At 68.6% G+C, this 22735-nt stretch carries 25 protein-coding genes and 2 pseudogenes; 13 read left to right on the top strand and 14 right to left on the bottom strand.

What is annotated here, in order from left to right; all coding sequences use genetic code 11:
* Nucleotides 1-134: 134 nt before the first annotated feature.
* Nucleotides 135-1490, top strand: a complete 1356-nt coding sequence (locus AADR41_RS22615) for an acyltransferase family protein (protein WP_342283203.1) — start codon at nt 135-137, stop codon at nt 1488-1490.
* Between the two features lie 112 nt (nt 1491-1602).
* Here AADR41_RS22615 and AADR41_RS22620 read toward each other — a convergent pair whose 3' ends face one another.
* The 3 genes from AADR41_RS22620 to AADR41_RS22630 form a co-directional block, all read right to left on the bottom strand.
* Nucleotides 1603-2190 (bottom strand): TetR/AcrR family transcriptional regulator, encoded by a 588-nt coding sequence (locus AADR41_RS22620; RefSeq protein WP_342283204.1) that lies wholly within the window; start codon nt 2188-2190, stop codon nt 1603-1605.
* On the bottom strand, nt 2190-2579 hold the full coding sequence (locus AADR41_RS22625) for a hypothetical protein (protein WP_342283205.1): 390 nt from the start codon (nt 2577-2579) through the stop codon (nt 2190-2192). The genes AADR41_RS22620 and AADR41_RS22625 overlap by 1 nt, the downstream gene beginning before the upstream one ends.
* Before the next feature lie 72 nt (nt 2580-2651).
* Nucleotides 2652-2846, bottom strand: coding sequence for a hypothetical protein (locus AADR41_RS22630; RefSeq protein WP_342283206.1), 195 nt, complete (start codon nt 2844-2846; stop codon nt 2652-2654).
* 354 nt (nt 2847-3200) lie between these two features.
* Here AADR41_RS22630 and AADR41_RS22635 point away from each other — a divergent pair.
* The 4 genes and pseudogenes from AADR41_RS22635 to AADR41_RS22650 form a co-directional block, all read left to right on the top strand.
* Nucleotides 3201-3290: pseudogene (locus AADR41_RS22635) on the top strand (transcriptional regulator); the annotation flags it as partial.
* Nucleotides 3286-3639, top strand: coding sequence for a Scr1 family TA system antitoxin-like transcriptional regulator (locus tag AADR41_RS22640; RefSeq protein WP_446751099.1), 354 nt, complete (start codon nt 3286-3288; stop codon nt 3637-3639). The pseudogene AADR41_RS22635 and the gene AADR41_RS22640, both read left to right, overlap by 5 nt.
* The gene (locus tag AADR41_RS22645; RefSeq protein ID WP_342283207.1) at nt 3636-3836 is read left to right on the top strand and encodes a DUF397 domain-containing protein; all 201 of its coding nucleotides are present in this window, start codon (nt 3636-3638) and stop codon (nt 3834-3836) included. Before AADR41_RS22640 ends, AADR41_RS22645 begins: the two co-directional genes overlap by 4 nt.
* Before the next feature lie 261 nt (nt 3837-4097).
* Nucleotides 4098-5339, top strand: a complete 1242-nt coding sequence (locus tag AADR41_RS22650; RefSeq protein ID WP_342283208.1) for a lanthionine synthetase LanC family protein — start codon at nt 4098-4100, stop codon at nt 5337-5339.
* A 281-nt stretch (nt 5340-5620) separates the two neighbouring features.
* Here AADR41_RS22650 and AADR41_RS22655 read toward each other — a convergent pair whose 3' ends face one another.
* Nucleotides 5621-6073: an ATP-binding protein gene (locus AADR41_RS22655; protein WP_342283209.1), complete on the bottom strand. Its 453-nt coding sequence runs from the start codon at nt 6071-6073 to the stop codon at nt 5621-5623.
* A gap of 254 nt (nt 6074-6327) precedes the next feature.
* Between AADR41_RS22655 and AADR41_RS22660 the strand changes: the two genes are divergently transcribed.
* The 6 genes from AADR41_RS22660 to AADR41_RS22685 all read left to right on the top strand — a co-directional run bounded on the left by AADR41_RS22660 (nt 6328) and on the right by AADR41_RS22685 (nt 11295).
* The gene (locus AADR41_RS22660; RefSeq protein WP_342283210.1) at nt 6328-7182 is read left to right on the top strand and encodes a helix-turn-helix domain-containing protein; all 855 of its coding nucleotides are present in this window, start codon (nt 6328-6330) and stop codon (nt 7180-7182) included.
* 11 nt (nt 7183-7193) lie between these two features.
* Nucleotides 7194-7391 (top strand): DUF397 domain-containing protein, encoded by a 198-nt coding sequence (locus AADR41_RS22665; protein ID WP_342283211.1) that lies wholly within the window; start codon nt 7194-7196, stop codon nt 7389-7391.
* A gap of 253 nt (nt 7392-7644) precedes the next feature.
* Complete coding sequence (locus AADR41_RS22670; protein WP_342283212.1) at nt 7645-8025, top strand: hypothetical protein; 381 nt, start codon at nt 7645-7647, stop codon at nt 8023-8025.
* A gap of 78 nt (nt 8026-8103) precedes the next feature.
* Nucleotides 8104-9321 carry an MraY family glycosyltransferase gene (locus AADR41_RS22675; RefSeq protein WP_446751098.1) on the top strand — a complete coding sequence of 406 codons (1218 nt, stop codon included), beginning with the start codon at nt 8104-8106 and terminating at the stop codon, nt 9319-9321.
* A 71-nt stretch (nt 9322-9392) separates the two neighbouring features.
* Entirely contained in the window at nt 9393-9953 is a 561-nt protein-coding gene (locus AADR41_RS22680) for a DinB family protein (RefSeq protein ID WP_342283214.1), read from the top strand.
* A 181-nt stretch (nt 9954-10134) separates the two neighbouring features.
* Nucleotides 10135-11295 carry an abortive phage infection protein gene (locus AADR41_RS22685; RefSeq protein WP_342283215.1) on the top strand — a complete coding sequence of 387 codons (1161 nt, stop codon included), beginning with the start codon at nt 10135-10137 and terminating at the stop codon, nt 11293-11295.
* Between the two features lie 34 nt (nt 11296-11329).
* Here the strand turns inward: AADR41_RS22685 and AADR41_RS22690 are convergent, their stop codons facing one another.
* The 3 genes from AADR41_RS22690 to AADR41_RS22700 are packed head-to-tail and all read right to left on the bottom strand — an operon-like array spanning nt 11330 to nt 14274.
* On the bottom strand, nt 11330-11887 hold the full coding sequence (locus AADR41_RS22690) for a hypothetical protein (protein WP_342283216.1): 558 nt from the start codon (nt 11885-11887) through the stop codon (nt 11330-11332).
* A complete protein-coding gene (locus tag AADR41_RS22695; RefSeq protein ID WP_342283217.1) occupies nt 11884-13824 on the bottom strand; it encodes an alpha/beta hydrolase in 1941 nt (646 codons plus the stop codon). Before AADR41_RS22695 ends, AADR41_RS22690 begins: the two co-directional genes overlap by 4 nt.
* A 3-nt stretch (nt 13825-13827) precedes the next feature.
* Nucleotides 13828-14274 carry an amino acid ABC transporter permease gene (locus tag AADR41_RS22700; RefSeq protein ID WP_342283218.1) on the bottom strand — a complete coding sequence of 149 codons (447 nt, stop codon included), beginning with the start codon at nt 14272-14274 and terminating at the stop codon, nt 13828-13830.
* 364 nt (nt 14275-14638) lie between these two features.
* Here AADR41_RS22700 and AADR41_RS22705 point away from each other — a divergent pair, with 364 nt between their 5' ends.
* The gene (locus tag AADR41_RS22705; protein ID WP_342283219.1) at nt 14639-16141 is read left to right on the top strand and encodes a class I adenylate-forming enzyme family protein; all 1503 of its coding nucleotides are present in this window, start codon (nt 14639-14641) and stop codon (nt 16139-16141) included.
* Between the two features lie 141 nt (nt 16142-16282).
* On the opposite strand, the gene AADR41_RS22710 is transcribed toward AADR41_RS22705, so the two are convergent.
* The 6 genes from AADR41_RS22710 to AADR41_RS22735 all read right to left on the bottom strand — a co-directional run bounded on the left by AADR41_RS22710 (nt 16283) and on the right by AADR41_RS22735 (nt 21530).
* Nucleotides 16283-16717, bottom strand: a complete 435-nt coding sequence (locus AADR41_RS22710) for a PaaI family thioesterase (RefSeq protein WP_342283220.1) — start codon at nt 16715-16717, stop codon at nt 16283-16285.
* Complete coding sequence (locus AADR41_RS22715; RefSeq protein WP_342283221.1) at nt 16714-17895, bottom strand: aromatic ring-hydroxylating oxygenase subunit alpha; 1182 nt, start codon at nt 17893-17895, stop codon at nt 16714-16716. The genes AADR41_RS22710 and AADR41_RS22715 overlap by 4 nt, the downstream gene beginning before the upstream one ends.
* Nucleotides 17896-17961: 66 nt before the next feature.
* Complete coding sequence (locus AADR41_RS22720) at nt 17962-18648, bottom strand: TetR/AcrR family transcriptional regulator (protein WP_342283222.1); 687 nt, start codon at nt 18646-18648, stop codon at nt 17962-17964.
* Nucleotides 18649-18903: 255 nt separating this feature from the next.
* A complete protein-coding gene (locus tag AADR41_RS22725; protein WP_342283223.1) occupies nt 18904-19383 on the bottom strand; it encodes a hypothetical protein in 480 nt (159 codons plus the stop codon).
* Between the two features lie 95 nt (nt 19384-19478).
* Nucleotides 19479-19679 (bottom strand): hypothetical protein, encoded by a 201-nt coding sequence (locus AADR41_RS22730; RefSeq protein ID WP_342283224.1) that lies wholly within the window; start codon nt 19677-19679, stop codon nt 19479-19481.
* 564 nt (nt 19680-20243) lie between these two features.
* Nucleotides 20244-21530, bottom strand: coding sequence for a geranylgeranyl reductase family protein (locus AADR41_RS22735; RefSeq protein ID WP_342283225.1), 1287 nt, complete (start codon nt 21528-21530; stop codon nt 20244-20246).
* 97 nt (nt 21531-21627) lie between these two features.
* Between AADR41_RS22735 and AADR41_RS22740 the strand changes: the two genes are divergently transcribed.
* Entirely contained in the window at nt 21628-22146 is a 519-nt protein-coding gene (locus AADR41_RS22740; RefSeq protein WP_342283226.1) for a GNAT family N-acetyltransferase, read from the top strand.
* Between the two features lie 127 nt (nt 22147-22273).
* Here AADR41_RS22740 and AADR41_RS22745 read toward each other — a convergent pair.
* Nucleotides 22274-22735, bottom strand: a pseudogene (locus tag AADR41_RS22745) (hypothetical protein); the annotation flags it as partial.

A 22735-nucleotide genomic window follows, 5' to 3' on the forward strand; every position in this document is an offset into this window, starting at 1 on the left:
GCACCGTCCTCAAGTGGAGGCCGCGCCCCGTACGTGGTGGGGAGAACCCCACCACCGCGTGCGGTGCTGGCACCCCGGTGGATTCGGGGGACCGCTTTACTGTGCGTATTACCTGCTGACGTCACGATGTTCCTATGCTGCAAACCCACGCTCATTCGCCCGGTCGCGGTCGCGATTCGTTCATAGACGTCATCAGAGCGCTGTGCGTGCTGGCCGTGATTTCCCAGCACTGGCTCATGCCCGTACTGGCCTATGACCATGGGCATTTGAGCACCGGGAATGCGCTCGCGAGCCCCGGCTGGTGGATTGTCACATGGCTGACGCAGGTCATGCCCATGGTGTTCTTCGCCGGTGGAGCCGCCAATTTCTTCTCGTTCCGATCCGTGAAATCGGTGAATACCTGGCTCCGGAGCAGAATCGCGCGTCTCCTGGTGCCGGTCGTGCCCCTGGCGGCCGTGTGGCTGCTGTTGCCCCACGCGTTGATCGGCGCGGGGGTGCCCGAGCAGCCGGTGCTGATGGCGGGCAAGATCGCCGGGCAGCTGCTCTGGTTCCTCGCCGTCTACGTACTCGTGGTCGCGCTCACGCCGGTGATGTTCTCGCTCTACCGCCGGTTCGGCTGGCGGGTGATCGGCGTACTCGCGGTCTGCGCCCTGGCCGTCGACGTGCTGCGCTTCGAGTTCAGCCCCGCGATCGGTTTCCTGAACGCCCTGTTCGTCTGGCTGGCGGCCCACCAGTTCGGCTTCCACTACGCCGACGGCGGCCTGCGCATGCGGAGCGGGTGGGTTTCGGCGGGTGTGGCCGCGGTCGGCTTCGGACTCACCGCGGCGGCCGTGTTCTTCGGCCCCTACCCGGCGTCCATGATCGGAATGCCCGGGGCCCCGGTCTCCAACATGAGCCCTCCGACCGCGCTGATGCTGTCGCTGACCGTCGGCCAGCTCGGACTCTGGCTGACGCTCAAGCCGTTGATCACGCGATTCGCCGAACGCCCCATGACCACCGCCGTACTTCAGTGGTGCGGAGCCCGCTTCATGACGCTGTATCTCTGGCACATGCCCGCGCTCGTGATGACGGCGGGAATCGCCACGGTCGGACTCGGATTCGCGACACCGACGCCCGGCAGCCCCATGTGGTTCGCGGTGGCACCGCTGTGGGTCGGCGTTTCTGGATTCTTCCTGGTGTGCTTCACCCGAATTTTCGGCCGATTCGAATTCGGTCGCCGTTCCGGTGCGGCATCGGAGATGAGTCTCGGCAAGGTAATCGTCGCGGCGGTGCTTTCCGCCGGCGGCCTCCTCGGACTCGCCGCGCAGGGTTTCATTTCCCCCGGAAACCCGCTCGGCCCGGTGCTCTGGGTGGCGCTGGTGGTGGCCGGACTGCTCGTCGTACGCGAGAAGAGCGCTCCGAAGGCCGCCGCCACGCAGCGGATTCGCACCGTGCCCGTTCAGCCGGTGGTCCGCCGAGGTTCCCGGGTTCTCTCCTGGCAGGGCGGCTGACGAGGGGGGAGCCACCCCGCGTACGGCGTGGGAGCCACCCCGCGGACGGCGGCCGCTCGCCCCGTACGCGGGGTGGCTCCCCCTCGTCAGGTGGTTCCCGCGCCTCTGCGTCTCATGAGCCGTCGGCCGCGAGCTGCTGCCGGACCAGGCCGACCAGTCCCTCGATGAGGGGGCCGGGCTCGACGGACGGGTCGAGCGACCGCTGGAGCAGGTATCCGTCGATCGCCGCCGTGAGCGTCACCGCGACGGTGAGCGGACGCGCGACCCCCCGCTCCGCGAACCAGTCGCACAGCCGCCGCCGCAACTCGGCCAGCAGGCCGGCGATCTCGGCACGCAGCTGGTCGTCCCGGCTCGCGGCGACGAGGGACTCGTACAGCAGCAGCAGCTCCGGATCACGGGGATCGTTGGCGGACAGCGCACGGAGCATGGTTTCCACGGCTGCGGCCGGATCCTCCTGCGTCAGGGCCTCACCGATCCGGTCGAGGAAGAACGTCCGGATCTTCCGTACCGCGGCGATGCGCCGGAGTTCGCCGATGCTCCCCACGTGGTAGTGGATCACTCCGGTGTTCACACCCGCGCGCTCCGCCACCCGCCGACTGCTCACATCGCCCCAGCCAAGCTCGGGAATGAGGGAGGCCGCGGCTTCGATGATCTTCTCGCGCGTGTCCGTCCGGCGCGAGGGGCCCGTCGACTCGCTCATCACAGTCGCACCCCCTGGATCGCGAGCACGGCGATCACACCGGCCGAGGCCAGTGCGATCGCTTCGAGGACGAGCAGCTGCACCGGCAGGGGGTCGGGCACGACGGGGAAGACCGCGCCGAGGTCGGCCGCGAAGACCGCGATGTAGCCGAGGCTCAGCACCAGTGCCGCAACGAAGGCCCAGTGCTGGCCGGCCATGGCGAACCCGGCCACCACGAAGCTGGCGAGTCCGAGAGAGGTCAGATACACGTTGAAGCTGTTGTACTGCCACCGCGGAAGCGGCGAGAAGTCCCTCGTGTCGATCAGCTTCCCCGGGACCATGGGAATCAGCAGGAGCGCCTCCCAGACCAGGAGTGCCGCGATCGCGGTCGCCAGCAAGGATTGGTTCATCACACTCTCCGATACGTGTACGTGTGGGAGCCGGCCGTCTGTTTGGACGATAGTCCTGGACGGTCGTCCAAATCAAATGGAGGGGTGAACCGCGCTCGCGGCGGAGAGGGTGAACCACACCGTCTTCGAATGCGGCGACCGCGCCCCGTACGCGGTGGCCCCCCACCGGGCGGCGAGACCGTTCACGAGGCACACACGGAGCCGGGCGTCGTCGACGAGGCGCGGGTGCCCCGCGGCCCACAGCACCGTCGCCACGAAGTCCCGCACGCTCTTGGGGGTGGTGGGAGCGTTCGGCGCGACGGCCGGTATCGCTCGCCGCGCCGGGGGAGGCAGGGGCGGGTGCTGGAGTTGACCGCACCCCGTGAGTGTTCAACTCGCTTACGGGAAACCTGACTTCGAACCCGATCAACTTTGGGCTCGACAGCACTGGACGCCAGGGACCAACAGTGGGACGGCGCAACAGTGTGACGGCCCTAGCACCCATACAAGTGGACCGGTGGCACGGTCGGGCGGCACACTCGTACCCGCATGAACGGGAGGGACATGCCACCGAAGAGCTGTCCGACCGCCAGGCAGAAGCGGCCGGGTGCGGAACTTTGCAGGCTGCGCGAGCATGCGGGGATGTCCGGGAGCCAGGCTGCCGCGTACATGGGCGGCGAGCGAGCCCAGATCGGTCACATCGAGTCCGGTCGGTACGGAGTGAGCAGTGTGCGGGTCCGCCAGCTCGCTGCCCACTGCTCGGCGACCGACAAGCACCTGGTCGACGCCCTGGCCGAGGAACGCCCGCGTCGAGCACCGCACCAGGCGGCGCAACATTTTCGGCCGCCCCAGGCCGACCCCGTTCGAGGCATTCGTCCACGAGGCCGCGTTGCGCCGCCATCCCGGCACTCGACACCGTCCAGCTGGACAGCACGTTCGCCGCGGGCTTCCTGGACTCCGAGGCCCAATTGGCGCGCTATCGAGCCCTACTCGACTCCATCGAGTCCATTTCTCTCGACATGAAGGAGTCCGCACAATTCATTCAACGCATCGCACAAGAAATGTGAGCCCACCCGCATGACCGACGCAATCAACTGGCAGAAGTCCTCCTTCTCCGGAGCAGACAACAATCAGAGCTGCATCGAGCTGGCCCCCGTCGACGGCTCGATCAAGGTGCGCGAGAGCGACGACCCCGATGTCGTCGTCACCACCAGCGTCGCCAAGTTGCGCGCCTTCGTGCTCGGAGTGAAGGCCGGGGAGTTCGACCACCTGATCTGAGCCCGAGCCAAGAACCGGGGCACGACCTCGTCCACGGATCACGATGTCGTTCACGGATCCGCCCTGGCCCGGAGCAGCCAGCACGGTGGCCTTTTCAGCCACTCCCGCACCACCAGGGCCCTGGACCCGCTGCCGGACTGCACGCTCCGGTACCTGCTCCGGTACCTGCCCCGTTGAGCGACGAGGTCAGTGCTTGTTTCTGAGCCAGAAACCGCTTGGGGTGGATCGCGGGTCGGCCCAACTCTGTGGAACGCTGGGTCGATGACCACCAGTGCACCGGAAGGCGCGGAATCACTTGCCGTCGGGGCCCTTGAGTGGCTGCTGAAGGCGGCACGGGACGTCGACGGCGGTTTGGCCTGGCCCGGCACTCCCGCCGACGACCAGGTCACGCCGGAGCTGTACAGCGGGACTTCGGGGGTGCTGCTGGCCCTCCTCGACGCGTGGCGGTACTTCGCCGACGACCGGTACGCGGACGCGGCCCTGCGCGGTGCCCGCAGCGTCGCTGACGCGGTCGACGGCTGGGAGGACTGTGGCCTCTACACAGGGGTGGCCGGGATGGCTGTCGCTCTGCGGGGCGCGCACCGCGTGCTCGGCGACACCGCGGCGGGGGCGTCCGCCGACCATGCTCTGGACGTCCTACGGGCCCGCTACAACGGCGCAGGGTGGAACGACCGCTTCGAACTGATCGTCGGCAACGCCGGAATAGCGCTCGCCGCGCTGGAATGCGGCGACCTCGACCTCGCCCAACTGGCCGTCAACCGCTACGCGCGCGCTGCCGAGCCCACCGCCGCCGGCGTTCAGTGGGAAACCCGGGCCGGCTCGGTACCCCGCCTGCACCACATGTCGCACGGCACCCTCGGCATCGTCTACGCGCTCGCCGCAGTCGGCCGGGCCTCCGACCGCCCCGACCTCGTCGACCTCGCAGTGGCCGGGGCCGCCGACGTCGTCTCCCGCGACGAAGCCGGCCCGGACGGCTTCCTCGTCGCGCACTCCGACCCGCAGCAGCAGCACGAGAAGATCGAACGCCACAGCTACGGCTGGTGCCACGGCTCAGCCGGCGACGCCCAGGCGTTCCGCCTGCTGGCCCACGTCCTGCCCGACGATCCCGCCTGGCCCATCCTCGCCGACCGCTGCTGGCACACCATCGTCGACTCCGGTCTCCCACGACGTGTCCGCCCCGGATTCTGGGACAACAACGGCCGCTGTTGCGGCACCGCCGGCGTCCTCGCACTCGCCTGCGACCGCCAAGTCGAACGCGGCGACGGCCGCGACTTCGCCGACATCCTCGTCGCCGACCTCGCAGCCCGCGCGACAACCGACGCCGACGGCGTCCGCTGGTCCAATTTCGAGCACCGGGAGACGCCCAGCGTCCTCGCCCCCGCCACCGGCTGGTCCATGGGCAACGCGGGCATCATCCGTGAGCTCCTGCGCCACGCCCGCATCACCGCAAACCGCGACCCGCGGTACGCGGTCCCCTTCCCGGACCATCCGCCCACGGCCTGAGTACCAGTTGCGGCTCCATATGCACGTGTGACGTGCGGACCCGCATCGAAGGCCGCCTGACGCGGGACGACGTGATGGGCCGCTGACGCGGGACTGGTGTCCTGGAAGTGCTTACGGGCTTGCCGACCGCGTTCGACCTGGGCCTGGTTGGCCTGCAGGCGGACGATGCCGTCTCTCACCGCACAACAACCGAACGCGCAAGCCCACCAGTACCGAGGCCGGTTCTCTTCCGGCAGCGCAGCGGGTGTCGGCCTCGCACCCTGCGTGCGGGTCCGACCGCCTCAGCGTCCGGCGGCGGAGAGGGTGAACCACACCGTCTTCGAGTGCGGCGACCGCGCCCCGTACGCGGTGGTCCCCCACCGGGCGGCGAGCGCTTCGACGAGGAACAGCCCCCGCCCGCCCTCGTCCGCGCCGGGGGTGCGCGGGGGCGGGGGCACGGGCAGCCGATCGGGTTCGTCGTCCGTCACGTACACCGTCACCTGCCGGCGATTGACGGTGACCTCCACCCGGACCTGGGGTGAGTCCGTATGGCAGTACGTGTTGGAGACGACCTCGCTCACACAGAGCCGGGCGTCGTCGACGAGTGGGGCATGTCCGGCGGCCCACAGCACCGCCGCCAAGAAGTCCCGCACGACCCTGGGGGCGGTGGGGGCGTTCGGTGCGACGAGCCGGTAGCGCTCGCCGCGCTGGGGGAGGTAGGGGGCGGATGCCGGAGGAACGGTTACGGGGGTCATGGCGCGGTCTCCCTGCGTGAGGCGGTCTCCGGGGCGTCGTGCGGTGGGCGTGGTCCGTGGCGTTGGCCGACCCAGGGGCGTTCAACTCGCTTGCGGGTGGCTGCACTTCGGACGATGACGCCTTCGAGCGTCGCCCACTGGGACCATAGGGCGCCAGAATGCCCCGTAGCAAGGTTGCCCCTGTCGCTTCACGCGATCGGGTGGACCGGGGCAGCCGCACCGCGCAAGACTGCGCGGGGACGAAGGATGGTGACATGCCACCGAGGGACAATCCGACCGCACGCCAGGCACGCCTGGGATGCGAGCTGAGGAAGCTGCGGGAGCAGGCCGGCCGAACGGCGCGCGAGGCCGCCGGACTCATCTCGACCGATCAGTCGAAGATCAGCCATATGGAAGCGGGCCGCATCGGCATCAGCGAGGCGCGAATCCGCCGCCTGGCCAGCTTCTACGCATGCGACGACACCGTATTGATCGAGGCGCTGTGCGCCATATCCCGGGAACACCGGGGCCAGTTCTGGTGGGACGAGTACCGCGGCGTGCTGGCACCCGGCTTCCTCGACATCGCGGAGCTGGAGCACCACGCGAGCCATATGCGTTGCCTCCAGTCCGTGACACTGCCCGGACTGATCCAGACGCCGCAGTACGCGCGGGCGCTGTTCGAGGGAGTGCTGCCCAAGCTGCCCGAGGACGAGGTGGAGGCAAGAGTCGAGCACCGCATGCGCAGGCAGGCCGTGCTCGACCGCGACAGGCCACCGAAGTTCGACGTCATCGTCCACGAGGCCGGTCTCCGCATGCGGGTCGGCGGACGCGAGGTCGCGCGCGGCCAGCTGTTGCACCTCCTGGAGGCAGCCGACCGGCCGGACGTGACGGTGCGCGTGATCCCGTTCGCCAGCGAGAAGTTCGTCGAGGTGACGCAGACCGTGCTGTACGCGGGCGGCGTGGCGCCACAGCTGGACACCGTCCACATCGACACCCCGTTCAAAGGGGCCTACCTGGACGCTGCGGCCGATCTGAACCGGTACCGCATGCAGCTCGACTTCGCCCAGCGGGTCAGCCTCGGGCCCGAGGAGTCGCGGAGCTTCGTTCACCACCTCGCACGGGACCTGTGATAATCCGCAGCATGAGCGCAGACATCGAGTGGCAGAAGTCTTCGTTCTCCGGCGGCGGAGAACAGTGTGTCGAGGTGGCGCGGCAGGCCGAGGAGATCCTGGTGCGCGAGAGCGACGACCCGCGCGTGGTGACCAGGACGAGCCGCAGCAAGTTCGCCGCGTTTATCCAGGGCGTCAAGGCAGGCGAGTTCGACCACTTCGTCCAGTAGCGCCGTCGCGCCTGCCGCAGGAGAGCCCCCGTCCGTGCCGGACGGGGGCTCTCCTGCTATCCGGGCGCAACCATGCCCCGGAGCATGGTTGCGCCCCATGCTTCCGTAACGCTACCGTCGCTCTGCGTCGCCGCGCCGCCGGGGTCAACCGATCCCACCCGCCGCGCCGCGCCCCAACCACCCCTGCCCGAAGGCCATTTGGCGTGCCCGCTTGCGATCGGACGGTCGACGATGCGTACGTCCCTCACCCCCCTTGCGACCAGCCGTCGAGCACGGCTACCGGTTCGAGGCCCTCCGCTACGGCCCCGCCACCGGCTTCGTCCCCGAGCCGGTCGACCTGCGCATCGTGGCCACGCCCCAGGAGGCCGTCCGCGCCGTCCGCGTACAGCTCCGGGCGAACCATCTCTTCGGCCTCACCCCGCGCGAACTGATCCGCGCCCACCACTGGACGGACTTGGGCGGCTGGGTGCAGGCCCTGGGGGCGCTCCAACGCGGCGAACCCTGCGGGTTCACGCTCCTGCTGCGGGGTGGCCGGCACATCGAATGGCACATCCGCCCGCTGACGTACGTATCACTCGACGCCCGCGCCCACCACCGCCCCGCCCCACGCCCCGTCGCACAGAAATCCGCATGAGTTAGGCTCGCCGGGGCGCAGCGAAGGCATCGATCGGGCTCAGGTATCGGCCCGCTGGGCCGGAATGTGAGGCCGCCCGTGCGGGACTACTTGCTCATGCTGTTCGTCACGGCGGCCGTGACCCATGTCCTGACCGGCCCCGTACGGAAGTTCGCCATCGCCTTCGGGGTGGTCCCCGAGGTCCGGGCGCGCGACGTCCACCGCGAGCCCACTCCGCGTCTGGGTGGCATGGCCATGTTCGGCGGGCTGCTGGCCGGACTGCTGGTCGCCTCCCATCTGCCGCACCTGGAAGAGATCTTCACCGAGAGCTCGACGCCACGGGCGTTGCTGTCCGGCGCGGCACTGATCTGTCTGCTCGGTGTGCTCGACGACAAATGGGGCGTCGACGCGCTGGTCAAGCTCGGCGGGCAGGTGCTCGCCGCCGGGGTGATGGTGTTCCAGGGGCTGACGATCCTCTGGCTCCCGGTGCCGGGCACCGACGGGATCTACCTCTCCGACTGGCAGGGCACGCTGCTGACCGTGGGGCTGATCGTCGTCTCCATCAACGCGGTCAACTTCGTCGACGGGCTCGACGGGCTGGCCGCCGGCACGGTGGGCATCGCGGCGTCGGCGTTCTTCCTGTACGCGTACCGGCTCTGGTACGGCTACGGGATCGAGGCCGCCGCGTCCACCACGCTGATCTCGGCGATCCTGGCGGGCATGTGCCTGGGCTTCCTGGTCCACAACTCCCACCCGGCCCGGATCTTCATGGGGGACTCGGGCTCGATGCTGCTCGGTCTGCTCATCGCCGGGTGCGCGGTCTCGGTGACGGGCGAGGTCGACCCGAGCCTCCTCAACCAGTCGATGGACGGCAGGTCCGGTTCGGCCGCGATGGTGCCGGTCTACATTCCGCTGCTGCTGCCGCTGTCCGTCATCGCGCTGCCGGTCGCGGACCTGGTACTGGCCGTCATCAGGCGTACCTGGAACGGAATGTCCCCCTTCGCCCCCGACAAGGGCCACCTCCACCACCGTCTGCTCCAGCTCGGCCACTCGCACCGCCGGGCCGTGCTCCTCATGTACTTCTGGTCGGCGCTGTTCTCGTTCGGGATCGTGGCCTATTCGGCTCGGGGCGCCAAGTCCTGGATGCTCTTCGGCGTCGCGGCCGTCTGCGCGGTGGGCCTGGTCCTGCTGCTCCAGCCCCGCTACGAGTCCGGCCTCACCCGCCGTCTGCTGCCGCGCGGGTCCAGGGGCCGGGTGGTCGCCTCCGGCGGCAGGCGCGCCGAGGCCGACGAGAAACGCCGGATACCGACCGGGTGACCGGGGGCTCCGCGTGCCGCCCGGGCGAAACTCCCTGGCGGGCGGGGCACTTGGCGGCGAGCATGGGGCACATGAATGACCAACCCGCACGATGGACCCGGGCCACTGTCTACCCCGACATGTGGGCCGACCCGGCCGACGACCCCCGCAACAGCGAAGGAGCCGGTCCGGACGGTGAGCTCGCGACGCTCCAGGGCTTCCTGACGGACTACCGCCTGACCCTGCGGATGAAGTGCGAGGGTCTGGACCCGGAGCAACTGGCCCGCCGTTCGGTTCCGCCGTCGACGATGTCACTGCTCGGCCTGGTCCGGCACCTCGCCATGGCGGAACGGGACTGGCGCAACTGGATCAGCGAGGACGAGCCGCTGCCGAGGCTGTACGGCAGGCGTGACGCGGACTTCGACGGAGCGGTCGCCGATCAGGCCGTGGTCGATTCCGCGTACGCCGACCTGGAGCGCGAGCAGGCGGCGACCGACGCCGCGCTGGCCGAGCACCCGGACCTGGGCACGCGTCTCGGGAAGGACCGGACCTCGGTCCGGGAGCTGATGGTGCACCGGATCGAGGAGTACGCCCGCCACTGCGGCCACGCCGACCTGCTGCGCGAGTGCGTCGACGGACGAGTGGGCCAGTGACGCACCCGGGACTCCCGCGGTGGACGGGGCGCGGACCCGGTCCGTCGACCTAAGTCGCTTTTCCGGGCGCGTGGTTCATCCCTTGGTCACGCGCCCGGAGACTTTCGGCGGACGTCCGCAACCGCACCCGCTCGGCAGACTGGCGGCGACACGTGAACCGCCGATCATCCGGGGAGTCAGAGTGCATCGCGACGTACGCAGTGAGGGAATCAGCCGGGCTGGGTTCCTGGCCGGGGCGGGGGCGATCGGGGCCGCGGCGGCCGCCGGACCGCTCCTGACCGGCGCCCCCGCCTCGGCGGCCACGGCCGGCCGGCGGGGCGGGCGCGGGAACCACAAGGGGCTGACGCACCGAGGGGTCTGCTACACGATCGGCGCGGGCGAGACTCCCGGCACCGCGTGGAGCACCGCCCGTATGCGCAAGGACCTCCGCGCCATCAAGAACGACATGCACGCCACGTCGATCGAGGTGACGGGCGACGGCGTCGACCGCCTCAACGCCACCGCGTCCGAGGCCGCCGAGCTCGGCCTGCACATCTGGCTCCAGCCGACCCTGGGCGACCGGCCCCCGGCGGAGATCCTCGACCATCTCGCGGAGACCGGGCGGCACCTGGAGCGGCTCCGCCGCCAGGGCGCGCGGGCCGACCTGAGCGTGGGGTGCGAGTTCTGGCTGTTCGTGCCGGGCATCGTGCCCGGCGCCGACGCCCAGGAGCGGATCCGCAACCTGATGGAGGGCAACTTCGACCCGGAGCAGATGATGCGCCGCCTGTCCGCGGTCACGGCACGGGCCGCCGCGGTCGGACGGTCGGTCTTCGGCGGCAATCTGTCGTACGCGGCCGCCCAGGACGACGAGGTCGACTGGAACCTCTTCGACATCGTGGGCATCGACTACTACTCGTACTTCCCCGACCGCGCGGACTATGTGCGCGAGCTGCGCTCGTACCTGCGCTGGGGCAAGCCGCTGGCGATCACCGAGTTCGGCACGTGCACGTATGCGGGGGCGCCCGAGCAGGGCGGCATGGGGTGGGACACCATCGACTACACCAAGCAGCCGCCGGAGATCAAGGGCGACCTGGTCCGCAGCGAGCGGACCCAGGCCGCCTATCTCACCGAACTCCTGGGCGTCTTCGAGGAGATGGGCCTGTACGCCGCGATGGCCTTCGAGTTCGTCACCGCCGACGCCCCGCACTCCCCCGTCCCTCGCTACGACCTGGACATGGCGAGCTACGCGGTCGTGAAGCCGATCAAGGACCGGTTCGACGACCCGGAGTCCGACTGGCACTGGGAGCCGAAGCAGGCCTTCCACGCGCTGGCGCGGTGCTACGGGCGGGCGGGGCGCCGCTGAGGGGCGTCGGCAGGAGGGACGACCTGGCGACGGATCACGTCCGGGAAGAGGGAGCGCTCTTCGCGGACCAGAAATCCGACTTGACGTCAGGGATGGGGGTCATTCTTCCGGAATAGTCCGGGCCGACTGTCTCCGCTTTCGGCGGAGACACCTCGGAAACTTTCACACAAGGCGTCGCAACCTCAAAAAAGGCCTGCCCTGCACCGCCGATGAGAACGCGCACATTGAATTGGTCGGGCGTTCTGTAGTACATGGCCGACATATCCGAGTTGTTCACCGAGAGCTGCTTGTATCCCTTCCCCTCCCAGTGGCGCTCGATCAACCCCAGAAAGCTCCCCCGCCGTTCCTCCGAGATGATCGTCATGACCGCCCGGCGCCTCTGCACGTCACAGTTTCCCTCAGTCGACCGCTCGTGCGTCCAGTGCACCTCCGGCTTAATGGCGGCAAATGTGCCGTCGAGGATCTCATCAGCCCGGACCGCCGCCTCCTGCATGTTCATCTTTACCTCCTGTTCAGCCGGATCACCCGATTCACTGCATCCAGCCAGGAGCAGGGCTCCAGCCATCAGCACCATGGCCCTCGAAACCCTCATCGAGGCGTCTCCAACTTGATCTCCTCAGACTTCCCGGCCACAATATTGGCAATATTGTCGGCCGATTCCTGGTCTTCGTCCGGGTTGAAATAATTCGAATGCGCCGTCATCTTTCCACGGTCTTCGATGATGGTTGCGCCGTCGTCCACCATGAACCGTGTGGCTCCGAAACTCTCGCTTGCAGGGTCGGTGCCGAACCAATGCTCGCTGGGATCGGTTTGTGCGTCTTGCGCGTTGTAGCCGGCGACACCTCCGACGACGGCTCCGGCAACGCCGCCGAAAAGCGCTCCCGGCGGGCCGGCCATGCCGGCTCCCAGAACAAATCCGGCCGACCCTCCACCGGCCGCTCCGGAAGCCATTCCGGAGGCTTCCGCATGGTTCGGGAGTTTGGTGACGATGTCGTTGTCGGCTGCGCCCACATACACGTGACCCCTACCCACATTGAGGTCCTGAGCGTTGTCCGCGCCGGTGCCGGGGCTTCCGACCAGGATGATGTCATCGGCGCCGGGAATGCCGCCTTTCTCCTGCGCAGCGAGCCCGACCGTGAGGGATCCGTAGGAGTGTCCAATGGCGGTGACGTGCGGGTCGCCGCCCTCGTGCGTTGCGGAGATCCCCGCCATGAACGCGTTGTAGTCAGGGGCTCCCGCCTCGGCATCGTTCGTGAACATCACGCTCTTGCCGCTGGCCAGATCGCCAGGTGTCGTCTGCGGCGCATCGTATCCGAGCCACACGATCGACGAGGTTCTGCTGGACTGATCGACATGGTGCGCGCCGAGAGCTGTCTGCAATGCGCGGTTCACTGTTCCACCGGCGAAGTCCGCATCCAGCTTGGTGCCGAGCCCAGGGACGTACGCCGAGACGTTGTCGGCGGTATCGGGGTTGCCGTAGGCGATGATCGCGCGGCCGTTTCCCTCATCGCCGATGCCCAGTAAGTACATCGGCGGCTCGCCGCCCTCCTTCAGCTTCGCCTGGATCCCCTTCAGACCACCCAGCATCTCTTGGGAAGCGTCATCATGCTTCACACCGAGTTGCGCGATGAGCAGCTGAAGATTCTCGCGGTTCGCCTCGTCGCGCGCCGTCGCCGGAATCCCGTCCAGGTTCCCGATCACCCCTGGAAACGCAGACAGATACTCCTCACGCCGCTCCTGACTCAGGTGGTCCCACCACTCCTTCCGTTCCGCAGGAGACTTGTCGAGCGGAAGCTGTTTCTCCAGGTATTTCTGGGCGGCCCGGCTCACCGCGTCGGCATCCGATCCCACGTCCGCCCACGTCCTGGTGTCGACCGTGAGGCCCGGGGCCGCCTTGAGCTTGTGGAGTGCCGAGCTGTACCGGGCGTCGATCTCGTGTGCTTCCCGCATGGCATGGGCGAGGCGGTCGGCGACGTCCTGGGCCTTGGCGCGGTGCGGGTTGGGACTCTTCAGCGCGGGTGCGCCCGGAGCCAGTGCGGGGTCCAACATGCCGTTGGCGTCGCGGTACAGCCCCGGATTCCCGGCACCGATGAGGCCGTTGTTGCCCACCACGGAGCCGCCGGGGTGCGGGTCGCCGGTCAGGTCGTTCCTACCGCCGGCTGGGTAGTCGATGCTGCCGCTGTCGTTGACGGTGTATCCGAGCGAGGCAGCGTCGTCGAGGGCGTCGTGCAACCGGCGCTGTGGGGCGCCGAGTTCCGTGGCGAGCCCGTCGAGGGTGCCTCGGACGAGGCCCGTCTCGGTGTGGATGTAGTGGTAGTTCTCGCTCAGCCGCTTCAGCCTCTTGACCGCTGCTCGGGCGGACTCGCTGTCCTGGGTCTTGGTGAGCCTGCCGCTCATGTCGCCGTCGACCCGTTCGCGAGCGGCATCGGCGAACGCGGATGCGGCACGCCAGCCGTCGGCGGCATCGGTAAGTTCCGACAGCTTGAGGTCGCGGAACCGCTGCCATGTCAGCCCGGGTTCTGTGGCCATGGTCTACTCGCCCCTCCTCGTGCCCGGCACCACGACCGCCTTCGTTCTCTCCCCCACCTCGGCATCCACTTCGGCGAAGTCCGCAGCCACCTGTCGCAGCTTCGGCTCCAGAGAACTGCACTCTGCACGGACACGACCGAGGCGTTCGTCCCACGAGGTGAGAACGGACTTGAGTGCCCCGAGGCTGGACAACCCGGCCAGACCGCCGGAAATGCCGTCATGAGCCTTGCGCAGGTCAACCTTCGCAGTGATCGTGCCGGTCTGGAGGCCATCCGCCGTGCCGGCCGCTTTCGTCCACGGGCCGCCCTTGTGCCTGAGCGTTCCGGTACTGCCCCCGCCACCGGACGGATCGGCCTGGCCGCCCTCCCCCGGAAGGCTGTTGAGCTGTAACCGGGCGGTGTGCCGCTCGGCCACCTGTGCCTTTACCTGTTCCCACTCGTCCCATGCCATGCGCACACTCTCCCCGCGACCCGGGCCACCGCCCGGGTGAATTCTCCGGCCGTGTCTGCTGTACTCGCCGGAGGTGGTCGCCACAGAGGTTAGCTACAAAGCGCTCACAACCACGTCCGTACAGTCACCTACGCGGGCTCTGAGTATCCGTACCCACCCGCCACAGCTACGGAGCGCCACTGACGCGGCACCGCACTCATCCCCCCTCACACCAGGGGTTGTTGGGGCTTCCACAGGATATTGAACAATGATTCAATCTTTGCTGAGCCGGTTGGAGCGCCACCCAGAAGTCGCGGCAGGACCGCGCTTCGTCGAGCCACGGCCGCGACCGTGAGTGGAGAATCCTGCAGTGAACCTGACGTGGATGCTGGAAAGATCGGCTCGCACCTGCGCGGCGAAGCCCGCCGTGGTCTCCGATCTGGGCTCGATGACCTACGCCGAGCTGCTCTCGGCCTCGAAGCGCGCGGCCGGCGTACTGCGTGACCGGGGTGTGCGGCCGGGCGACCGGGTGGGCGTGATGATGTACAACACGCCCGCTTTCGCCGTGGCGGCGTTCGGCATCTGGCGGGCCGGTGCGGCGCTGGTGCCCATCAACCACAAGCTCACCGCGCACGAGGTGGCGTACGTCGTCGGGCACGCGAAGGTGCGCCTGGCGGTCGTGGCGGAGGAAGTGGCCGGACGCGTGGGCGAAGCGGCCCCCGATGTCGTCGCTCTCACCACGAACGACACCGGCAGCGGCGAGTTCGACCTGTGCGTCGCGCAGGCACAGGAGTGGCACGGCGTGGAGGTCGGGCCCGACGCCGTCGCGCAGGTGCTCTACACCTCCGGAACAACCAGTGCGCCCAAGGGATGTCTCCACTCGCACCGCGGCCTGTCCAGTGTGCCCGCGTACACCACCGCGGCCACGGGTCTGCGCCGGGACGACCGGTTCCTCATCGCGATGCCGATCTGGCACGCGGCGCCCCTGAACAACTGGTTCCTGTCCATGATCTACCTGGGCGGCACCGTGGTCCTGCTCAAGGAGTACCAGCCCCTCGCCTTCCTCGAAGCCGCCCAGAAGCACCGGGCGACCGCGTTCTTCGGTGCCCCCATCGCCTATCTCGCCCCGCTGAAGACACTGGAGGCGGCGGGGCGCGACCTGTCCGGCTTCGATCTTTCGCACATGCGGCTGTGGGCCTACGGCGGCGCACCGCTGGGAGCACAGACCGTACGGATGCTGCAGGCCGCCTACGGATCCGACCGCTTCTACCAGGTGTACGGGATGACCGAGATGGGCCCGGTCGGCTCCGCCCTCTACCCCGAGGAGCAGGTCACCAAGGCGGGGTCGATCGGTGCGGGGGGAATGCCCGGCGTGGACATCCGTGTGGTCGGGCCCGACGGCTCCGACGCCCGCGCCGGCCAGACCGGGGAGCTGTGGCTGCGCTCGGGCACGCGGATGATCGGCTACCTCGACGACCCGTCGGCGACGGAGCGCGCGTTCGACGGCGACTGGTACAGGTCCGGGGATCTGGCCCGCGTCGACGAGGACGGTTACCTGTTCATCGTCGACCGCCTCAAGGATGTGGTCATCACCGGTGGCGAGAACGTCTTCTCGCCCGAGGTGGAGGAGGCGCTGCGCCAGCATCCGGCGGTCCAGGACTGCGCCGTCATCGGCCGGCCGCACGAGGAGTGGGGAGAGACCGTCGTGGCCGTCGTGGAGGCGAACGCGGCCGTGACGCTTGAGGAGTTGCGCCGCTTCCTCGCCACGACGCTGGCCAAGTACAAGATCCCCCGGGAACTGGTGGTCCTGCCGTCCCTTCCCCGTACTCCCTCCGGCAAGGTGATGAAGCACGTCCTGCGTGAGCAGACGCTGCCGGGTGAGCACTGACCCACACGGGTGAACAGGGGCGGCCCCTGACGCGAGGACGGGTGTCCTCTCGCCAGGGGCCGGGGGACGGCGGCGGGCAACCGTCAGTCGCCGGTCGTCCTGCGCCGGGGGACGACGGTGGGCAGCCGTCCCCCGCCTCCGTCAGTCCTCCTGCGCCGGGCGCCCGCCCGCCGTCACGATCGTCCCTTGCGCCACGGCGACCAGGCGCTCGTCCCCCTCCGGGGACGCGACGTAGATGGAGCACTGGCACACGGCCTGCCGCCGGGTGGTGGCCGTTGCCTGCGCGCGGGCGATGACGGTGTCACCGACCGCCGGCTTGATGTAGTTGATCTTGTACTCGGCGGTGAGCGCGTCGCCTCCCAGGGCGAGCCCTCCCGCGAACGTCAGCGAGTTGTCCGCCAGGTAGCTGAGGACCCCTCCGTGCACGAAGCCGTGCTGCTGCTGGATCTCGGGCCGGTTGGCGATGCGGATCTCGGCCGATCCGGGCCCCACCGAGGTGAGTTCGGCGCCCAGGAACATGCTGAAGGGCTGGGCCTTGAAGATGCCGTGCGCGAAATCGCTGAGTTCCGTGGTCATGAGTGCTGTCCTGTCGTCGCGTGGGTGGTGGACGAAGCGCCGGCCGTCTCGCCCGGACCGGTGAGCCGCTCATCTATGTTGTTCTGGAATATGGAGAGCAGGCCTTCCGCGAGCCCCAGGACATGGTGATCGCTGCCGCCGTGGAGGAGGTGGCGCTGCACGTCCTCGGCGATGGCGAAGTCCTCCTGGTCGAACACGGTGTCGTTGGTGAACCGGAACCGCTTCTCCAGGGAACTCTGCCCGGCGGAACCGGCGAAGTCCTCGGCCCGGTAGAGCATCTCGTGCGTCCAGATCGTCCGGTCGGGACTCAGCGGCCAGAACGTGTTGATGGACACGTAGTCGGGATGCAGGATGAAAAAGGTGTTGGGGAAGAGCGTGTAGTACACGGAGGCGTAGTCGAGGATGCGCCACTCCTCCTCCGGCTTGAGGGCGCACTCGCCGATGTTGGTGCGCGCCGCGGACAGCCGGATGTGCGGGCCGTCGCTGTCGTGGGCGATCACGCCCCTCTTGAAGGCCGCCGCGAGCGTCTCCCGGTGGAGGTAGGGGACGTGGTAGCCCTCCAGGTACGTCTTGATCAGCAGCTTCCAGTTGGCTTCCTTGACGACCTTCGTCTTCTTGTACTGGATCAGCGAGGCCACGTCGAAGTTCACGAGGTCCTCGAAGAACGTCCCCAGGAAGCCGGGGATGTCGAGCTCCGCCCCGGGCGTCCGGCCCACCCAGACCAGACCTCCCGCCTCCGTGGCCGGCAGCTCCACCAGCCCGTAGTCGCACGGGTTCACGCCCGGGAAGTCATGTGCCCGGGTGATGCCCTTCAGGGCGCCGTCGAGCCCGTAGACCCAGCCGTGGAAGGGGCAGACGAAGTTCTTCACCGTGCCGGCGGGCGCCTCGGCGATCCGGGCACCGCGATGGCGGCACTGGTTGTAGAAGGCACGGATCCGGCCATCCTCGCCCCTGACCACGAAGTACGGGAACTGGTCCCAGTCGCTGGTCAGATAGGCCCCTGGTTCGGCCAGCGTCGACGCGTGACCCGCGATCAGCGGGTACTGCGAGAAGGCCGAGGCGATCTCCTGCTCCAGGAGCCCCTCGTCCGTGTACTTGGTGATCGGAAGCCTGACGACCTCATCGAGCATCTTCTCGTCGCGGCGCGTCTCGCGCAGCGCGAGAAGGCGCTTGAGCATGTCTACCTGTTCCCCGTGTTGCATCTGTCCCCCACGTCCAGATCAAGCCATGAACCTTTGTTCAATTTATGGTACGGACGATGCAGGAGCGGGGCAATGATCCTCCGAAGCAGGTCCGGGCGGTCCGTCCGGCGTGTAACCCAGCGCCCGGAAGCAGAAGTTGCGGATTTCTGCCACCAACTGCACATCCGGAAGATCCGCCCCTGTCCCGCCGGAGACGACCGGCGAGAGCCGCCCGATCAGTGCTTCAGCGATGGCGCCGATCGCCGCCGAGGCCGCGACGTAGGCGTTCTGCTGTGCGAACACCTTCGCCGCGACACCTTCGCCGATGACGCTCTCCCCCAGCGCGACGTACTCCCGCCGGTAGCGGAGCCGCTCCGCCTCGACCAACGGGGAGACCGGCTCGAAGAGCAATGACCAGGCCAGCCGACGCCCCAGCAGGGCCCGCCGCGTGAAGGTACTGATGAGCGCGTCCAGACGCGCCGGCGCAGCGGCAGGGGCCTCGGACACCGCGGCACGTACGGCGGCGAGCTCACGGTCGGCAGCCCGCCGGAAGACCCGGGCGAGCAGTTCGTCCCGGCTGCCGAAGTACGAGTAGAGGGATCCTGCACTCGCTCCGCACGCACCGGCCACGGCGGTCACTTTCGCCCCGGCGAAGCCGTGGCGGGCCACCAGGTCGTGCGCCGCGCGCAGGAACGCCTCCTCCTTCTCCTGGGCATTGCGCCTCGTACGTTCCGTATGCCGATACACCATCGCTGCAGCCCCGGGCCTTCCCATGTCCTGGTCGAACACCACTCAGTCAACCAGGACCACGGGCCCCCACCACGCCGATGACGACGTTCGGGGGGGCAGAAGGGCGACCGCGGGCCGGGGGCGGCCGGGCGGCCGGGCGGCCGGGGCGAAGGATCAGGCCCGCGGGGCCACCTTCGACAGTCCGTTGATGATGCGGTCCATCGCGTCGCCGCCCGTGGGGTCGGATTCGAGTCGAACCACGGCCTCTTGCAGGCATCAGTGCGCGGCGGAGAGGTCGGTTCCTTCGGGGGCTCTGTAGCAGCGAGAGCCGACATCGATACTGATCAACTGCTTCAGTTCGCCGGACCTGTTCTTGACCCACTCGATCGTCACGGTGTGATGACTCTTGGTGTCGACAGCCACAATCTCAGGATTCTTCGCCATCGACTTCGTCTCACCGTCCCTCGTGATCTTCCAGCCCATTCTGGGAAGTTCATCCCGCAGGTTCTGCATAGCCTCTTCGAACGTCCCCTTCTTGAGGTCGTGGATCGACCAGGGGTGGGCCACCGTGTAGTAATTCCTCATGTCGGGATCGACGGCTTCGCACTGAGCGATCATGGCTCCCGACCCCTCGGTCCTGCCCTTGACGTTCATCGCGTCGAGCAGCCTGCTGGAAATGTCGTTCACCTCCTGCTCCGCCGCCTCGACGTCCAGCACCTGGGGCTTGTATCCGAGCTCCTCGTTGTCAGTCTTCACGGATGAACAACCTGCCAGAGGGAGCGCGAGGGTAACTGCGCACAGGAGCAAAGGAACCCGTCGGAGGTGCGACAGCGACGTCGATCGAGCGATAGTCAAGCGTCACACTTCCGTCGACGTTCGCCGGCAATGACACGTGCCTGATTCTTCAGGCCGGCCGACGGCTTCGAGCCGTCGTCGCTGCCGTTCCAGTACGCGCCGTGGCCAGTATCGGGCGACGCACTGTTGATCTGCATGTTCGTGGTGTGACGCTGGACCGCGTCGGCTTTCAGCTGTTCCCACTCGTCCCATGCCATGTGCGATCGTCCTCCCCCGTGTCCCGAGCCTGGCCCGGGAAAGCCTGTGCAGCTTCCGGTTGCGCTACGTGATCCTGCCGTGACAGACGTTACGAGAACAGTGCGACAGTGGCGTCCGCGAAGCTGTTTGGATCGGCTTGAATCCGAGTGCCTGACCCGCTGTGTCCGAACCCGACGCGAGGCCCGGCCTGAAGCGATCGCCCGATACTCTGCGGATTCTGGCCCGGTGCACCGAACATTGCCGAGGAATCAGGCGAGCCATAGCCCGGGGGTGGTACGGAAATTGGCTTGAAGCGCCGGTGGGCGCGGGCGGCGTTGCTGCATCTCGGCGTCACCGTGGTGAACGCCTCATCGCTTTCCGCAGCGGCAAGCTCGTCGGTCTGCGGCAGCCGTGCGGGGATGGTCACATGCGATGACTCGGACAGGCCGTAGCAACGCTGCGGGGTACCCCCGGACGCAACGTGCCGGCGGAACAACGCTTGTTGTTCCGCGGGCACGAGTATGTCGGTGCTGGTCGGCTCAGCGGAGCAGGACCAGGGGCAGGGGCAGGACTGCTTGGGGGCATCAGGCCCGCGGGGCCACCTTCGACAGTCCGTTGATGATGCGGTCCATCGCGTCGCCGCCCGTGGGGTCGGTGAGGTTGGCGAGCATCTTGAGGGTGAACTTCATCAGCAGCGGGTGCGTCAGGCCGCGCTGGGTGGCGACCTTCATGACCTTCGGGTTGCCGATCAGCTTCACGAAGGCGCGGCCCATCGTGTAGTAGCCGCCGTAGGTCTCCTTGAGCACCTTCGGGTAGTTGTTCAGGGCCAGTTCGCGCTGGGCGGGGGTCGCGCGGGCGTGGGCCTGGACGATGACGTCGGCGGCGATCTGGCCCGACTCCATGGCGTAGGCGATGCCCTCGCCGTTGAACGGGTTGACCATGCCGCCCGCGTCACCGACGAGCAGCAGGCCCTTGGTGTAGTGCGGCTGGCGGTTGAAGGCCATCGGGAGGGCGGCGCCGCGGATCGGCATCGTCATGTTCTCGGGGGTGTAGCCCCAGTCCTCCGGCATCGAGGCGCACCACGCCTTGAGGACCTCGCGCCAGTCCAGCTCCTTGAACGCGGAGGAGGAGTTGAGGATGCCGAGGCCGACGTTGGACGTGCCGTCGCCCATGCCGAAGATCCAGCCGTAGCCGGGCAGCAGCCGGTCCTGGGGGCCGCGGCGGTCCCACAGCTCCAGCCAGGACTCCAGGTAGTCGTCGTCGTGGCGGGGCGAGGTGAAGTACGTACGGACGGCGACGCCCATCGGGCGGTCCTCGCGGCGGTGCAGGCCCATGGCGAGCGACAGCCGGGTGGAGTTGCCGTCGGCGGCGACGACGAGGGGTGCGTGGAAGGTGACTTCGCGCTTCTCCTCGCCGAGCTTCGCGTTGACGCCGGTGATGCGGCCGGTGCGGTCGTCGACGATCGGGGCGCCGACGTTGCAGCGCTCGTACAGCCGCGCGCCCGCCTTCTGCGCCTGACGGGCCAGCTGCTCGTCGAAGTCGTCGCGCTTGCGGACCAGTCCGTAGTCGGGGTACGAGGCGAGGTCGGGCCAGTCCAGCTGGAGGCGGACGCCGCCGCCGATGATGCGCAGGCCCTTGTTGCGCAGCCAGCCGGCCTCTTCGGAGATGTCGATGCCCATGGAGACGAGCTGCTTGGTCGCGCGCGGGGTGAGGCCGTCGCCGCAGACCTTCTCGCGGGGGAAGGCCGTCTTCTCCAGCAGCAGGACGTCCAGTCCGGCCTTGGCCAGGTAGTACGCCGTCGTGGAGCCGGCCGGGCCTGCCCCGACGACGATCACATCCGCGCTGTGTTCGGAGAGGGGCTGCTCGGTCACGGTCGGATCTCCCGAAGACTCGAAATCACGTGCCGCGCGGCACCTGTCCCGTGCAGTCTATGGGGGTCCGCCGATCAACATTCCGAAGGGCTCCCAGATGTCGACCGTGCTCCCCGGTGCTCCCTCCGTACAGCTGCGCGTCCCGACCGACGAGGACGCGCTGTCCTGGCATCGCGCGTTCGACGATCCCGAGGTGATGGAGTTCTTCGGCGGCGCGTCGGAGGAACTCTCGATGTACGAGGAGTGGACCGCCCGCCAGCGCAGGCTCGACGCCGAACTCGGCTACTGCCTGTGGACGGTGCTGGGCGCGGACGGCGAGGTGGCCGGCTTCACGGGCGCCCAGCCGTGGCCGCGGGCCGATCACGGGCCGGTCGGCGAGATCGAGATCGGGTGGCGGCTGGCCCGGTCGGCCTGGGGCCGGGGTTACGCCACCGCCGCCGCGCGCCTCACGCTGGAGCGGCTGCGCGCCGCCGGGGTGGAGCGGGTGGTGGCGACGATCGACGCAGGGAACGAGCGGTCCCTGGCCGTGGCCCGGCGGCTGGGGATGGAGCGGGCGGAGAGCTTCACGGCGCCGGGGACGGGCCGGAAAGTGGTCTGCTTCCGCCTGGTCCTGTGACCCCCGCGCCGGGGACGGCCGGGAAGCGGTCTACTTCCGCCTGGGCCTGTGACCCCCGCGCCGGGGACGGCCGGGAAATGGTCTGCTTCCGCCTGTCCCTGTGACCCCGGCGCCTTGAATGCGGGCCTCAGTCGGTGTCGTTGAGCATCCAGGTGGACAGGGCGGTGTCGAAGATCCGCCGGGCACCGGGCCATTCGGTGTCGCGTTCGGTGGTGTAGACGGCGTACTCGGTTCCGTCGTCCGCGATGTAGCTCTGGTCGATCGCGTGGATCGTCTCGCCGCTCTCCCGGTCCTCGTACGTGTACTCCCAGATCGCACCGGGCCGCCCCTGGAAGGTGTTGGCCGTCAGCCCGATGCGGCGGTAGTTCTTCTGGTTGGTGTCGGCGGTCCGCTCCAGCGCCACGAAGTTGCCGTACGAGGTGTACGGGGCGTTGCGGATGACGCCGACCTTGAGCGCGGCCCGTCCGGTGGAACCCGCGTAGGTGATCTGGTGGTTCTTCTCGCTCTGCCGGTCCCAGACGGTGGGGACCGCGAAGGAGAAACCGGCGGTGTCGGAGACGAGCCGGAAGCCCTCGGGGACGGTGGGGGC

It is taken from the genome of Streptomyces sp. CLV115 (genome assembly GCF_038448545.1).
Classification (GTDB): domain Bacteria; phylum Actinomycetota; class Actinomycetes; order Streptomycetales; family Streptomycetaceae; genus Streptomyces; species Streptomyces sanglieri.